Source organism: Streptomyces sp. NPDC056628, from assembly GCF_042792555.1.
Lineage (GTDB): Bacteria > Actinomycetota > Actinomycetes > Streptomycetales > Streptomycetaceae > Streptomyces.
This window is the reverse complement of the sequence record NZ_JBHTWG010000012.1, coordinates 19,864-34,222: the sequence shown is the minus strand read 5'-3', so window position 1 is coordinate 34,222 and position 14,359 is coordinate 19,864. Positions and strand designations below refer to the sequence as shown.

At 68.5% G+C, this 14,359-nt stretch carries 9 protein-coding genes; 5 read left to right on the top strand and 4 right to left on the bottom strand.

Annotation, left to right across the window (positions count from 1 at the left end; translation table 11 throughout):
• Positions 1 to 62: 62 nt before the first annotated feature.
• Both ACFRAC_RS17260 and ACFRAC_RS17255 read right to left on the bottom strand, forming a co-directional pair.
• The gene (locus ACFRAC_RS17260; RefSeq protein ID WP_382924719.1) at positions 63 to 278 is read right to left on the bottom strand and encodes a DUF397 domain-containing protein; all 216 of its coding nucleotides are present in this window, start codon (positions 276 to 278) and stop codon (positions 63 to 65) included.
• Complete coding sequence (locus ACFRAC_RS17255; protein WP_382924718.1) at positions 275 to 1,237, bottom strand: helix-turn-helix domain-containing protein; 963 nt, start codon at positions 1,235 to 1,237, stop codon at positions 275 to 277. The genes ACFRAC_RS17260 and ACFRAC_RS17255 overlap by 4 nt, the downstream gene beginning before the upstream one ends.
• A gap of 246 nt (positions 1,238 to 1,483) precedes the next feature.
• On the opposite strand from ACFRAC_RS17255, the gene ACFRAC_RS17250 reads away from it, so the two are divergent.
• The 5 genes from ACFRAC_RS17250 (at position 1,484) to ACFRAC_RS17230 (ending at position 9,025) form a co-directional block, all read left to right on the top strand.
• On the top strand, positions 1,484 to 1,999 hold the full coding sequence (locus ACFRAC_RS17250) for an ATP-binding protein (protein ID WP_382924826.1): 516 nt from the start codon (positions 1,484 to 1,486) through the stop codon (positions 1,997 to 1,999).
• 217 nt (positions 2,000 to 2,216) lie between these two features.
• The gene (locus ACFRAC_RS17245) at positions 2,217 to 4,658 is read left to right on the top strand and encodes an AAA family ATPase (RefSeq protein ID WP_382924717.1); all 2,442 of its coding nucleotides are present in this window, start codon (positions 2,217 to 2,219) and stop codon (positions 4,656 to 4,658) included.
• Positions 4,658 to 5,134 (top strand): hypothetical protein, encoded by a 477-nt coding sequence (locus tag ACFRAC_RS17240; RefSeq protein ID WP_382924716.1) that lies wholly within the window; start codon positions 4,658 to 4,660, stop codon positions 5,132 to 5,134. Before ACFRAC_RS17245 ends, ACFRAC_RS17240 begins: the two co-directional genes overlap by 1 nt.
• 155 nt (positions 5,135 to 5,289) lie before the next feature.
• On the top strand, positions 5,290 to 7,290 hold the full coding sequence (locus tag ACFRAC_RS17235) for a hypothetical protein (protein WP_382924715.1): 2,001 nt from the start codon (positions 5,290 to 5,292) through the stop codon (positions 7,288 to 7,290).
• 64 nt (positions 7,291 to 7,354) lie between these two features.
• Positions 7,355 to 9,025 carry an Hsp70 family protein gene (locus tag ACFRAC_RS17230; protein WP_382924714.1) on the top strand — a complete coding sequence of 557 codons (1,671 nt, stop codon included), beginning with the start codon at positions 7,355 to 7,357 and terminating at the stop codon, positions 9,023 to 9,025.
• A gap of 73 nt (positions 9,026 to 9,098) precedes the next feature.
• On the opposite strand, the gene ACFRAC_RS17225 is transcribed toward ACFRAC_RS17230, so the two are convergent.
• Both ACFRAC_RS17225 and ACFRAC_RS17220 read right to left on the bottom strand, forming a co-directional pair.
• A complete protein-coding gene (locus ACFRAC_RS17225; RefSeq protein ID WP_382924713.1) occupies positions 9,099 to 12,371 on the bottom strand; it encodes a helicase-related protein in 3,273 nt (1,090 codons plus the stop codon).
• 1,014 nt (positions 12,372 to 13,385) lie between these two features.
• Positions 13,386 to 14,207 carry a VOC family protein gene (locus ACFRAC_RS17220; RefSeq protein WP_382924712.1) on the bottom strand — a complete coding sequence of 274 codons (822 nt, stop codon included), beginning with the start codon at positions 14,205 to 14,207 and terminating at the stop codon, positions 13,386 to 13,388.
• Between the last annotated feature and the right edge of the window lie 152 nt (positions 14,208 to 14,359).

Below are 14,359 nucleotides of genomic sequence, written 5' to 3'. Positions count from 1 at the left end.
GAATCCCCCCGCTGACGCATCCGGGCGCTCTTAAGCCCGGATGTGTCAGCAGAGCCCCAACGTCAGACGCGCCGTTCCGAGGAGGTCAACTCGACGAGGCCTGCCCATGCCTCACGCGAGACGGTGAGTACGGGGCCGGCCTCACTCTTCGAGTCCCGGACGTGCACAGCAGCCGAACCGGCCGCGACCTCTACACACTGACCGCCCTCGGTTCCGCTGTAGCTGCTCTTGAACCAGGCGAGGTCCGAGGCGATGGTCGAGGACTCAGCGTTGTTCATAGCGCTCCCAGCAACCCTTCGATGAACTTCGTCGACTCTCGCGGACTGAGAGCCTGTGATCGGATAATCCCATAGCGTGCAGCCGCGAGAGCCGTCTGTTCCGGGTCGGTTTCAAGAGAACTGGTCGTGTGTGTCTCTGTGTAGACGAACTTCTTGCCGTCCTTCCTGGTGACAACCGTGAACGGTCCGTTCACGCCTGCGTTCTCTTCACACTCCGTCGGCATGACCTGGATCTCGACGTTCTGCTTCTGGCTGGCGAGGAGAATGTGCTCCAACTGTCCCCGCAGCACGTCCGTGCCGCCGTATCGATGCCGCAACACCGCCTCGTTCACTACGAAGCTCAACAGTGAGGCCGACCTGCGCTCGAAGATGCCCTGCCGGGCCAGCCGGGCCGTCACCCGCTGCTCGACCGTTTCCGAGTGCAGGGGCGGACGCCGCATCGCGAGCAGCGCCCTCATGTACTCCTCGGTCTGAAGCAGCCCGTTGACGACATGGGTGTCGTACATAAGCAGCTCAAGGCACTCCTTCTCCAACACCGCCATCCCCTGAAAGAACCCCGGATACTGAGCCCGCTCCACCTGCTCCTTCCACAGGCACAGCAACCCGCCCGCCCCCAGCACCTCATCCGCCCGCTCGATCGTCCGGGGCGTCGGAATCCTCCGCCCCTGCTCGAACGACGCGATGGTGGACGCCGAGTACCCGAGCCGTCGCCCGAACTCCTCGCGCTCCAGCCCCTCCCGCACCCGCAGCGTCTTCAGGGTCTGCCCGAACGCGACCACGACGCCCCGCCCGGCCTCGTCCTCCGGTCGCCGCCCGGCCCCGCCGTCGTTCTCCCACCCGTCCCCGAGACTCACGACCGGCGCCGCACCCGCACCGCCGCCGTCGCCCTCGCCCTCGCCGTGCTCACGCTCCCCGGGAACCGCCTCGGCCCCGGCCTCCGCACCCGTGCGCTCCGCCATGTCCACCACCGCCTTCTCTCGCTCAACGCCCCCGCAAGGGACGCCGTCACGGCGCGCAGCTCCGACACGCGCGTACAACACGGGTACAACCACCCCCTGTCGCTGCGTCACCACTGGTCACGCTACGCGACCGGCGGGACCGTGAGGGGCGTGACGACGAAACCCATCAATCCCACTGACACCACCCAACCCGCCACCTCCTGCGCTCCCTTGAAGGCGTCCTCGCCACCGGGCCCCGCCTTCGAGATGCGCTTCACCTCCACACCGCGCGGGGCCCGTCTCGCCCGCCGCCTCGCGGCCGTCCGCTTGGACGCGTGGGGCATCCCGTACGGCACCGACCCGCACGACGCGATCGTGCTGATTGTCGCCGAGCTCACCGCGAACGCCGTGAGCCACGGCCACGTCCCCGGCCGGGACTTCCACCTCCGCCTCCACGCGACCCCCGACGGCCGCACCGTGCGCATCGAGGTCACCGACACCCGCACCGAACGTCACCCCCGCCACCCTGCCCTCCCGCAGAGCGCCGCCGGCGTCGAGGAAAGGGGCCGCGGACTGCTTCTCGTGACGCAGCTCGCGACCCGCTGGGACTGGCACCTGCGCCCCGACGGTCCGGGCAAGACCGTCTGGGCGGAGTACGAGCACGTACGCGCCGCTCCACGGGAGGGGAAGTGCTACGACTACGACTCCGGTGTGCGTGAACAGGCCGCGCCGGACGACGAGTCGGACAGGCGGAACGGTGGGACCGGGGGACAAGTCAACTGATCACCGAGGCGGGCGAAACGGCACTGAGCCCGCCTCGAATGATCACTCTCGCACCGTCAACTGCCGTGATAACCGCCGTTATCAGAGGGAGGAGGACGTTCCACTCCCCCTAGGGCCTACGGTTCCGTCCGTCGACAGGCACCCCAACGCTTCGGCCGCCCGGTGCCTGTCGGTGTTCGCCCCTTTCCCTCTCCGTACGGACATCACGGGAGACACCATGGACGACGCGACGGACCGCACCCCCGACGGCGCACTGCCCCTGCCCGAACTCGTCGAGGCCCGCCTGGCCGGTGACCGCAAGCTGTCCGCCCCGGCGAAGGCCCTCGTCCGCGAGGCACTCGGCGACTCCGAGGACGCCGAAGGCGACCCCCGGCCCTCCGCGGGCCCCGTCTACCTGGGCAACATCGCGGTCACCGGCTTCCGCGGCGTCGGCTCGAAGGCACTGGTCAAGCTGAAGCCCAAGCCCGGCGTCACCCTCGTCGTCGGACGCAACGGCTCCGGCAAGTCGAGCATCGCCGAGGCGATCGAGACCCTGTTCACCGGCACCAACGCCCACTGCACCGGCCGGCACCCGAGCCACGCCGTCCGCTGGCGCAACCTGCACCAGGGCGAACGGACCGTCGTCGAGGCCAAGCTGACCGTCGAGGGCGACCCGTCGCCGAGCACCCTCACCCGCACCTGGACCGGCGACGCCTTCACCGACTCCGAGGCCGTGCTCAGGCGGCCGGGCCACGGCACCGTGTCGCTGGAACAGGCCGGCTGGGAACAGGCCACCCGCGCCCACCGCCCCTTCCTGTCCTACGCCGACCTGGACAACCTGATCAACGGCAAGCCGGCCGAGATGTACGACAACATCGCCGCGATCCTCGGCCTCGACGCCCTGAACGCCGCCGCGCGCCGGCTGACGGCCGCGAAGAAGGAACTCGACGCCGTCGTCAACGCCCCGAAGGACAGGAAGCCGCTCCTGCACGCGGCCCTGGAGGAGGTCGGACACGACGACCGGGCGCTCAAGGCCCTGGTGGCGATGGAGGAGAAGGGCGGGCCCGACCACGCCGTGCTCGACGCCTTGATCTCCGGCGCGTCCACGGCCGACGAAGGCCGGCTGCGGGAGGCCCGGCTGGAGGCCGCCGCCGAGACCGAGAGCCCCGACCTGGACCGGGTCGGTGCCGCGGTCGACGCGCTGCGGAGCGCCGTCGCCGACGCCGACGACCTGAAGGGCACCGCGGCCGCCGACGCCCACAGCAGGGCCGAACTGCTCCAGGCGGCGCTCCGCCACAGCGACCGCCACGCCGACGACCCGGCCTGCCCGGTCTGCGGGACGGAACAGGTCCTGGACCGGGAGTGGGCCGCGCGCGCCGAGGCACAGATCGCCGCCCTCCTGCGCGAGGCCGAGGCCGTACGCGCGGCCGAGGCCCGGCTGCGGAGCGCGACACGCGCCCTGCACGACCTGGTCGTCCCGCCCCGGGAGATTCCGGCCGCACTCGCCGCACCGTGGAAGGCCTGGGGCGACTGCCGACGGATCACCGACCCCGTCGAACTCGGCGAGCGCGCGCTGAAGGCGGCGGTGACGCTGACGGACGCGTGCGCGATCGTGGCCGGGGCGGCACGCGAGGAACTGGCAGCCATGGACGAGCGCTGGCACGCCGTCGTCGGCCTGCTCGCCGAGTGGACGCACCTCTCCCGGGAGGCCGAGGCGGCCGGGCCCCGCCGGACGGCGGTCAACGCCGCCCTCACCTGGATCAAGAAGCTCACGACCGAGGTCCGCGACCTCCGCGTCGACGCTTTCGCGGGCCACACGCAGCGGATCTGGGAAAAGCTCCGCCAGCAGAGCAGCGTCGACCTGACCCGCGTCGGCCTGCACGGCAGCGAGAAGGCTGTCGTCCGCAAGCTGGTCATGGACGTCACCGTCGACGACACCGAGGCCTCCGCCCTGGGCGTCATGAGCCAGGGCGAACTGCACTCGCTCGCCCTCTCCCTGTTCCTGCCCCGCGCCGCCACGGCCGACAGTCCCTTCGGCTTCGTCGTCATCGACGACCCCGTGCAGTCCATGGACCCGGCGAAGGTCGACGGCCTGGCCCAGGTGCTCGACGAACTCGGCCGCGACCGGCAGGTCGTCGTCTTCACCCACGACACCCGCCTCCCGCACGCCTTCCGCAGCCAGGGTCTGCCGGTGACGGTGCTCAAGGTGGAGCGGGGCGAGCAGTCCAAGGTGCACGTCACCTCGGACACCGACCCGGTCAAGGAGGCCGTCGACAACGCCATGGCCCTCGCCCACACCGAGAACTGCTCCGAGACGGCCCTGCGCCACGTCCTGCCGTCCCTGTGCCGCGAGGCCCTGGCGACGGCGATCGTCGAAGCGGCCTGGCTCCGCCGCAACCGCACCGGCCTCCGCGCCGAAGACCTCCAGTCCGCCATCGACACGACCGAACGGCTCCTCCCGCTCGCGTCCTTCGCCCTCTTCGACGACGGCCTCGTCCACCCCGACGAGGAGGTCAAGGACACTCTCCGCTCCTTGTACGGCCGTGAGAGCACGGTCCTGATGTACCAGTGCCAGCAGGGCGCCCACCCCGACGGATTCCTCCCGCAGGATCCGGTCGCCTTCGTCAGGAAGGTCGAGGACCTCGCCAACAGGATCCGCAAGCCGGAGGTGAACGCCTGATGCCCGCCACCCCCACCGCCGCGGCCGTACTCCTCGCGACCGCCGACGACCTCCTCATCGAAAGCCAGGGCACCCACGGCCCGCTGACCCCTGCGGGCCGCGACCGCGGCGCGGCCTACGCCCTGCGCATCGCCCTGGAAGCAGCCGTCGACGCGGCCCTCACGGCCGAGGAGGCCGGACTCGGCGGACTCCGCAGCATGCGCGCGAAACTGCTCTGCCTGCACCACTACGCCGGCCCCGCCCGTGCCCGCCGTGCCCACGCCCTCTGGAACCGGCTCAGCGCGGCCTGCAAGTACCACCACGACGAACTCGGCCCGACCCATGCCCAGGTAAGGGTCTGGCGAGCAGATGTCGGGACGCTCGTCGCGGAACTTGCCCTAGTCGGGGTGACGGTGGCGTCCCCGTCAGCAGGAGAGTACGTAGGGGGCGGGGGGTATCGGGCTCCGGACCGCAGAAGCCGCCGCACCAGCCGATAAAGTCTCGCGCTGTGGAAATCGGATCTTTGGTTGAGCAATGCGACGGCAGTGCCGTACGTCGCGTAGGTACCGTTCGCGCACTGGGCGAGACGGAAGTCGTCGTCGAGTGGCAGGGAGGGGAAAGTGAGCATTTGCCCGTACCCGTACCGGAGTCGGTGAAGATACTTACTCCGGGAACGATTCGGTACAAGGCCGCCACCGACCTCGCCGAGCTTCAGCGCGAGTTCGAAAGCGATCCCGTGAAGGTGTTGGTCGAGCTGCTCCGCGAACTGGGCGAGATGGTCAACATCACCGCGTTGCGAAAGAACGTGGAGGACGTGGGGCTCCTCGTGAACAAGTCACTCAACTGGCGCCAGTTGGGTGAATCGCTCAGCGCCCGTCCCGAGGTGCGCAAAACGACCAAGGGCATGCGGTGGGACGGAGGCAGGAAAGAGGCCAGTAGCCTCCCCCAGCAAAGGTCCGCTTCTGATGCTCTCCGCGAGCTGGTGGACAAGTCTCCTAAGCCGAAGGGCACCAAGCAACCGTTGTTGGCCGCCGTGTCCGCTGGGCTCGACGAGTTGTCGCCGTACGAACTTCTGGCGGTACACGCACTCGGCATCCCCGTGACCGAGTGGCCGCGACGCTGGAGGGAGCCCCACCCCGAGCGTGTGCCCGAAGAGGTCCGCGTGCTTGCTGTCGAGCACATCCTCGATGTGTCGCGCGCCAGGAAGCGGGTCGTTCTCCCCGGTACCGAACCCAGCCCGGCCGCGAAGAAGGCTGCGGAGATCCCGTCGTCCCTCGATCTCCTTCCACTGCTCGTCCCCCTGGTGGCGATGCCCGCTGCGAGCCCTGCGGCGGACAGGGCGGCCAAGGCGTTGGGAGGCGAACAGGCGTGGGAGGCCTTGCGTGCCGGGATGGAGTACTTCGAGCAGGCGCTGTCCACGAGTTCTGGCTCCGGGGTAACGCGGGCTCAGGAGGAGCGGCTGGCCCCTCTCTCGGCCAGGACCAGGGACCTCCTGACGACGGTCCTGAGGAGACGCCCCAAGGAGGACGACCTTCCCTGGCTGGAGTTCGCGGAGGAGATGGCGTCCCGGGCCTGCGGGCTGCTGGCGGATTCCCGGATCCAGGAGCGGTGGAATGGTCTTGTGCGCGAGTGGGCTCAGCACGTAGCCGACCACCCGAACATTCCTGCTGAGCTTCGGGAGGCAGCAAGAACGGCCCAGGCCGCTGCGGCGGCCGAAGCCGCGGACGCGGCGGGGACAGACGGTACAGGTCGCGACCAGAGGAGGACGGGAGGCCGGCAGACCGAGGCCACACTGGAGACACTCACGGTGCCTGTGGAGGAGTCGGAGTCGACGGGAGTCGAGGAGGAAGGCGACACCGACGCGGAGGCGGGCGAAACTGACGGCACTGAGCCCGCGAACACCGGGATCGCGACCGATGAGCCCTTTCAGGAGGTGACAGAGGACGCTCCGGACGGGACACCGGAAACACCTCAGGAGCCCGAGCAGAGCTCGCAGGCCGAGGCCGAGACTCTCAAGCGCCTGTTGCAGGAGGAACAGGCTAAAGCCGACGCGGCCCAGGCCGAGTTCGAGCGGCAGCATCGGGATGCCCTGGAAGCGCTGGCAGAGGCGAAAGCGACGGCGAAGCGGTTGCGGCTCCGCATCGCGGACGAGGAGAAGCACCGCGCCGAGGCAGAGGCGCGTGCGCGCGACGCTGAGGCATCGGCGGAAGCTGCTCGGCAGAGTCTGGAAGAAGCGGAGCAGCGTGTGGAAGCGATGACGCGTCAGCTCCGGCGGCGGGACGATGAGCTGCGGCAGTCCCGGCAGACAGCCCGCGGAGCATCGCAGGCACAGCTGCGACAGGCGAGGATCGACACGTTGCGCGTGCTCGCCGCGGTGCTCACCGAAGTAGCGGACCAGGCGATTCACGAAGACGACGAGATGGGGCCGGCAAACGCTCTGTATCGCAGGGCCTTGGCCCGCGCGGCGGAAGCGGGCGTGCTGGACATGGAAGCGCTCGGAGAAGAGACGGGCTACGACCCGGTGAGGCACCGGGCCCCGGGCGGCCCGGCGCCACGTGTGGTGGTGGAGCGTCCCGGCTTCGTGTGGCAGGGCCCGCTGGAGCCCGAACCCATCGTGCTGGAACAGGCACTCGTGCGGGGGATCGAGCAGTAATCGAAACAGTCTTTCCGCTGCTGGGGCTGAGGAGCACGGCAGCCAGGTTCCATGGAGGACATCGTTGAAGCACGACAGACCCTTGATCGGTATTGATTTCGGTACCGCAACCACCCTGGTGAGCCAGCGGCTTCCCGGTGGTGTGCCGGAAATAGTGCCGGTCGGTCGTGGCACATCCTGGATGCCGAGCGTGATCGGCGTCTCCGACGCCGGTGACCTTCTGTTCGGCGAAGACGCCGAGGCGGCGGTCGGGGCGTCGGCACTGCGATCGGTGAAGCAGTGCATCACGCTCGGACTGACACCCGATGAGCTGCCGGGCCGGGAAAAAGCCGGCGCGATCAGGCAGTCCGCCGACGAATTGATCAAACAGCTGTTGCAGCACGTGCTGCTGCGTGCCAGTGCCGCGGGAGCAGACACCGAGGACGCACACTTCCGCCTAGCCTGCCCCGCGATCTGGGACGGACCGCAGCGCAGGCGGCTCGCCACCCTGGCGAGGGCCGCGGGTGTGCCCGTTGCGGTCGGGGACATCGTCGACGAGCCTGTGGCAGCCGGACTGGCCTGGTCGGAGGGGTTGTACTGGGAACTCGGCGAGGAACGACCCGACGGAATTACCCTGGTCTTCGATTTCGGCGGGGGCACCCTGGACATCGCCGTGGTCGAGGTCACCGAGTCGCTCCAAGACGGCGCCCCCGAACTCACCGTGCTCTCGGCGCGCGGTGTAGCCAGGGCCGGTGACGATCTGGACCTTCGGATCGCCCGTGACCTGGAACGGGACTTGCAGAGGCAGGGCATCTTGGTAGACCGCATGCCGGATCCTGTCACCCTCAGGGCTTTGATTCTGGCGGCTGCCCGCCGGCTCAAAGTGCTGCTCACAGACACCCGGTACGACGAACAGGCGGTCCCGGTAGGTGGCGGATACAGCAATCTGCCCTTGCTCACCTACACGCGAGGGCGCCTGGAGGAGGCCTTCCGGCCACAGATGCTGGAAGCCCTGGAATACGTCAGGGCCGCCCTGTGCGAGGCACGGCTGCGCCGGCGCACCACGCCCGACATCGAGCGTCTGAAGCGTATGCCGCTGAAGGAACTCGCGACTGACGTGCACCATGTCCTGCTCGCCGGCGGCATGTCACAGGTGCCGCTCGTACGTCGACTCTTCGAAGAGAACTTCTCGCATGCCCGAGTGGACTTCGACAGGTCGTTGGAATCGCCGGAGCAGTCGGTTGTGACCGGCCTCGTGGTACACAATTACCACCGCCTCAATCTGCCTCGGCCCGGCTTCGACCTGGTGCTGGAGTGGGATGACGCGAGCGGGGGCCGGCACAGCGAACTGCTCTACCCGGCCTTCCAGCCCCTCTACGAGCCGCATCGGGTGGTGCGCGGCGAGGAGCTGGCCCACCGCTGGCGGGGGGCACCGGATGTTCACCGGGTCACCGACGCGCGGATCCGGGCATTGGCGGTGGACGGTGAAGCGATGGACTTCTCAGTGGAAGGCAACGCGCTGCCGTACCTGCCTGTCGTGCTCCACCCGAGGACGGCCTTCTCGCTCGTTCTGCGACTCAACGGGGAGATGGTCGTGCATGACTCGACCGCCCGGCCCATGATGTTCAGAGTGGAGAGGTGGCCCGTGCTCCGGGCGGGAGAGCAGGAGGCCATCCGCCTGACGCCGCTTCGAAAGGGCCCCCTGGTTCACCAGCGGACATCATTCACCGACGTGTACTCCCATCCATGGCAGTGACGGCCTTCGGTGGTGGTCCGCAGCTAACCCGGGCCACCACCGATCATGGACCGATCTCCATTCGCGGGGTTCGTCACTCGCCCTCGACCAGAACGAGGGCGACAGTCTCCGTGGAGAGACTGAAGCGTGCTTCCCGCTCCATTTGTGCCAGGAGGGCGTCCCGTCTGGTCTCCAGGTGTGTCGTCCGGCTTTCGTACAGGCGCCGGATGGACGGGTGGCTCACCTCGTGGGCGAGACGACGAGATCGCGAAATCTTCAACTGGAAGGTATCGCTTACCGTGGCGTGCCGGCCTTCGGCCAGTCGCGTGTTCTCGGCCTCGTAGAGCCGCTTGGTTGTGCGCTCTTGCACGGCGGCGAGATTCTGCACCTCTTCCAGGGCTTCGGTGAGCAACGTATCGATGCCGGCCGGCAAAGGTTCGTCGGCGCTGACAAGCTCGCCACGAGCGAGAGCGGTGAGCAGCGCCGTGCCGATCTCGGGCACCTCCTTCAACGTCTCGACATCGATCGCGGTGGTCCACAGTTCGCGCCGTGAGCGGGTGCCGTCCGTACGAGCCAGTCGGACCTCCACCAGATAGCAGGAGCCGGGCGGGAGGCCGGGCAGCCGTGTCCGCCCGTAGCGTAGGAGTGACTCCGGGTGCTGCTCGTACCACCACTGGGCTGTGCGCACCAATGGATGGCGGACACTGAGCAATGGTGTCCCGCTCGATGACGAGGCGCTCGCAGTCAGACTGAATTGTGTCGGCGAGCCGCTTCTCAACCTGGCCAGCAGGTCGTCGCGAGGGTGGGAGAAAGCACCCGCGTCCATTGCCTCGTACATCGCCTTGAGCAGGTCGGTGCTACCCGTCACGTCCACCAGGTCGTCATCGTCGCGGACGTCACGTAGTAGTCCGAAGCCACTGTCGGTGAGGAAGCATTCGACCAGTCCGCGAATCTCCAGGGGGCCCAGATAACGCCCCCTGCCCGGACTGGTTTCGTCGAACCCCTCGATGAGCAGGCCGTCCAGACCGGTGAGAAGAGCCTGGGCCTCGTTCAGGCGCTCCAGGTCCTTCTCGCGATCCACCTGCGCCACCGCAATCCGGTCGACCTGGCGGCGTCGCTGCTCGAGGGAGAGGTGAGGGTCCAGGACGATGCGGTGCAACTCCTTGAGGCGTCCGCGCAGGATCGGTTCCAGTTCTCCGATGGAATCCTGGAAGACTCCGATGCGTGCGTAGAGACGTTGGAAGATGTCGGTCTCGATGGTGCCCGGGACCTGCATGTTGAAGATGAAGATCTTTTCGTGCTGCTGCCCGAACCGGTCGAGCCGACCGATGCGCTGCTCAACCCGCATGGGGTTCCAGGGCAGGTCGTAGTTGACCAGGACGTTGCAGAACTCGAAGTCCAAGCCCTCGCTACCTACCTCACTCACCAGTAGAAGGTCGAAGGCGCCGGCGCGGAAGTCCTTCATGATGCGTTCTCGCTCGGCCGGTGGTGTCTTGCCGTGCATGACCCGAACCTTGAACTCGGGTGTCAGTCTCTCCGCGAGGTATTCCAGGGTGCGGGTGAAGAAGGAGAAGACCATTGCCTGCCGCATGCCCTTGGTCCGGGCGCCGAGCAGCATGTCCTTGAACCGCTCGAACTTGGTGTCCACAGGGAGGTCCCGCAGCAAGGGGCGCAGCCTCGAGAGGTCGTCGGCCTGCTCCGCCAGTTCACGGGCGAGCCTGCCGGCTGAAGAAGCAGTTGGCGTACCGCTGCTGGCTGGGGCGTCCTTGGAGTCGTCGACGACCTCCGAGTCGTAGAGGAGTTCTTCCGCAGCTTCCTCCTCGACCGGCTGGGGCGAGAAGCGCTCCCTCAGTCGCTGCTGCATGGCCGGGATACAGCTGGCCGCCTGCCGCAGCCACATCTGTGCCGCGAAGGCGGCGGCCATACCGCTGCGAGCAGCCCGCTCAAGGCACCACGCGTGCAGGTCGTCGTAGAACGCACGCTCCTGGGGAGTCCAGTGAACCGCGACGTCTTCGGCCTCTCGCGTGGCCTTGCGGTCCGGAGTGTCGGCCTTACGCGTCCGATTGATGATGCTCGCGAGGGCGTTGAGTTCGGCGATGCACCGTCGCGCCTCAGCGCGTTGCTGGGGAGGAAGTGGCTCACCGGTGCTCAAAAGTTCCCGGAGGCGGTGGAACTCCGGGCGTCGGGCAGTGATGCGGCCATACGTGGAAGTCTTGACCCGCATGAGCTGGGAGTGCAGGGCTCGAGCACCGTCCCTGGTGTCCGCCCGGCCTTCAGCGATACCGACGGCCACCGCATTCAGGTGACGGTTGGGCTCGAGCTGGTTTTCGAAGACTCTGGGCTCCGGGAAGGATGCCTCGTCCAGGAGGTGAACAAGGTTGTAGAGGTCCTGGTTGCCGAGGTTGAGCGGTGTGGCGGAGAGGAAGATCAAGGCGTCCGCCCAGTCGGCGAGCAGGGCTGCTGCGGCGTGGCTCCGACTGCTGGCATTGCGCAGGTAGTGGGCTTCGTCCACAATCACGAGGTCGAATCGAGGCTGGAGTTCGGCGAGCTCATCGAGCTGTCCCGCACGCCGGAGCCGCTCCAGCGAAACCACGCCTGCGAACGGCTCGCTGGTGTCCCCGCTGCGAAACAGCTCCACCAACTCCGCCATCCCCTCCTTGTCGAGGATGCGTAGTTGCCGGTCAAAGCGGTCACGCATTTCGTTCTGCCACTTGGTGACCAATGCGGCCGGACACACGACGAGTCCTCGGAAGTGGGTGCCGCCGCGCTGTCCCGGAGAGCGCTGGAGGTGAGTACGCTGCTCCAATTCGTTCCAGATCAAACCGGCTTCAATGGTCTTACCGAGGCCGACCTCGTCGGCGATCAGCAATCGCTGGCGGTCGGAGCTCATCAGCTTGAGCACAGGCCGAAACTGATAGGGACGGAAAACCGTGCGGCTCGACTGGTACGAGTACACGACGTCCGTGAGTGGCGTACTCAACTTGGCGAGGGTGAGTACAAGCGCTGTCCGGTCGGCTGACGCGGGTGGGCGGATGATCCAGTCCTCGGGGTCTTCCGCGCCGGGCGGAAGCTCCTCGAGATCCTCCTCGAACGCCATACGGCGGCCGCCTCTTACGTCCCGCAACCTGTAATGGACGCTTCCGTCCCGTATCGGTGTCGCCTTGACCACGGTGAACGTCTCCCGCGTGCCCGCGAGACGGACGAAGTCGCCGGGGTTGAATGCAGGCGCGGCTTTCTCGGGCGCAGCGTCGCACCACTCCTGGTACTGCTGGAGGGCCCGGTGGAGCAGGTGGTCGTCGTCTATGTCGCGGAGGCGCTTGCGCTGGGGGGCGATGCTGGCCGCCCCGTTGCTCAACGCGAAGCCCACGACTATACGGTCAGCTCGCGACTCGAATATGTAGACGCCACCGGGGAGCTGCTCATTGAGGGAGCCGCCGTCACCTGTCACAGGCACGGGATGCTGTCGTGCCTGAGGCACAGGGATACGTCCGGAGCACTCCGGGCTGTCGTAGAAGAAGTGCTGTGCTCCCTCGAGGGCGTGTGAGGCCGTCGCTTCGGCCGGGTCCCCCCAAGGGATGTACTGCAGCCGGAGCCGGTCATCGTCCAGTGGCACATCAACCGCCGTCGGACGGGATCCGCTCGATGTTTCTGCTCGCTCTCTCACCTTGTCCCCCTCCCCGACGAACACCCCACCCGAGAGCTGAATGATTCACCGCCCGCCGCTCCGGGACGACCGGTGTGGCCGCGGCTATCGGGCTGGCCAACGGGGAGGGAATCCATGTGCTGCCGGGCTTGCTGTGTGGTGCCAGAACCGCCTCCGACTAGCCGGTTTGACCCGAGCAAGACTACTCGGTGACGTCAGATGGCTGGCCTGACTTCACTACGGCCGCCGCAGCCACTCGTCGTGAACCACTACGTAGTGCCCCGCCCGTGCCGTCGTCGCAGTCCCTCCGCCAGCGGCGCCTTCGCGAAGGCGTCCGCCGCCACCCGGGCCGCGACAGTGCGGCGGACGATCCGGTCGGCCAGGGCAGGGGCGTGGTGGGCACGCCCTTCGTCACCGACTCGGGGTCGGTCAGGTCGCAGCCCACGACGGACACCGGCGCCGACCCGTCGCCGTGTCCCGAAGGCCGTCGACAGCGTCCTGCACCCGTTCGTCGGCTCCCTGTCCGACCGGGAACGCGCCCGCCGGGGGACCAGGCTGCGGCTGCTGACGGCGGGCTGAGCCCTCGCGCCCGCGTTCGTCGCTCTGTTCGCCGTCTCCAGGCCGGTGGCCGACCGGCCGTGGGCCGCCGTCTGGGTCGCCGGCTGGTCCGTCGTCACCAACGCCCTGTTCGCCGCGTACCAGGTGCCTTACAGTCCCGCTACCGGCTCGACGCCCGCTTCAAGGGGCTCCGCCGAGACGTCCCGCCTTCCCCACCAGCGCGAACCGTGCCCCCTCCGGGTCGGCCACCGTGGCGACCCGGCCGTGCGCGGTGTCGTGGGACGCGATCAGCGACTGCCCCCCGAGCGTGACGACCCGGTCCACCGCCGCGTCGGTGTCGGGCACGGTGAAGTACGTCAGCCAGTGAGGGCCCCGGTCCCGGGGGAGCGCGGTGCCGACGCCGTGGATGTCCGCGACGGGGCGGCCTTCGACGCGCAGGGTGACGTGGTCGAGCCCGTCGGCTCGGGTCGGCTCCTCCTCGTAACCGAACACCGTGGCGTAGAACTTGGCGATGTTCTCGGACTCGAAGGTCCGCAGTTCGTTCCAGGCGGGGGCGCCGGGCACACCGGAGACGGCCGTGCCGAGGTGGGCGGCGGCCTGCCAGATGCCGAAGACGGCGCCGGCGGGGTCGGAGCAGATCGCCATACGGCCGGCTTCGTCGGCGTCCAGTGGCCCCACCCCGACCGTGCCGCCGCACAGCCGTACCGTCTCGGCGGTCGCGTCGACGTCGGGCGAGGCGAGGTACGGGGTCCAGGCGACGGGGAGATGACGGTCGGGCGGCAACTGGCCGATTCCGGCCACTTCGCGCCCGTCGAGTAATGCGCGCACGTAGGAACCGAGTTGCCGGGGACCGGGCTGGAACTCCCAGCCGAACAACGCTCCGTAGAACTCCTGGGTGGCGTCCAGCGCGTGCACCATCAGGCTCACCCAGCAGGGTGTGCCGGGCGTGTGCCGGGTGTGCCTCGCGCCGTTCGGGCCGGCCGACCCCCGTGCCTCGGTCATCGTCACTCTCTCCTCGGCCGCTGGCGCCGGCCGTGTCGCTTCCGGTGTCCGGACCCCCGAGCCGATGCTCGCACCACCCTGGCCGCGCCTGTCGCGGGCGCGCCGCCGCACGGCGGCCGGCGCTCGAGGGTGCCCGGTGCGCTGATACCGCC

What these genes read in the sequence shown, in the direction of transcription:
- ACFRAC_RS17260 (WP_382924719.1), bottom strand. Translation starts at nt 278, where the DNA reads ATGAACAACGCTGAGTCCTCGACCATCGCCTCGGACCTCGCCTGGTTC.
- ACFRAC_RS17255 (WP_382924718.1), bottom strand. Translation starts at nt 1,237, where the DNA reads ATGGCGGAGCGCACGGGTGCGGAGGCCGGGGCCGAGGCGGTTCCCGGG.
- ACFRAC_RS17250 (WP_382924826.1), top strand. Translation starts at nt 1,484, where the DNA reads ATGCGCTTCACCTCCACACCGCGCGGGGCCCGTCTCGCCCGCCGCCTC.
- ACFRAC_RS17245 (WP_382924717.1), top strand. Translation starts at nt 2,217, where the DNA reads ATGGACGACGCGACGGACCGCACCCCCGACGGCGCACTGCCCCTGCCC.
- ACFRAC_RS17240 (WP_382924716.1), top strand. Translation starts at nt 4,658, where the DNA reads ATGCCCGCCACCCCCACCGCCGCGGCCGTACTCCTCGCGACCGCCGAC.
- ACFRAC_RS17220 (WP_382924712.1), bottom strand. Translation starts at nt 14,207, where the DNA reads ATGACCGAGGCACGGGGGTCGGCCGGCCCGAACGGCGCGAGGCACACC.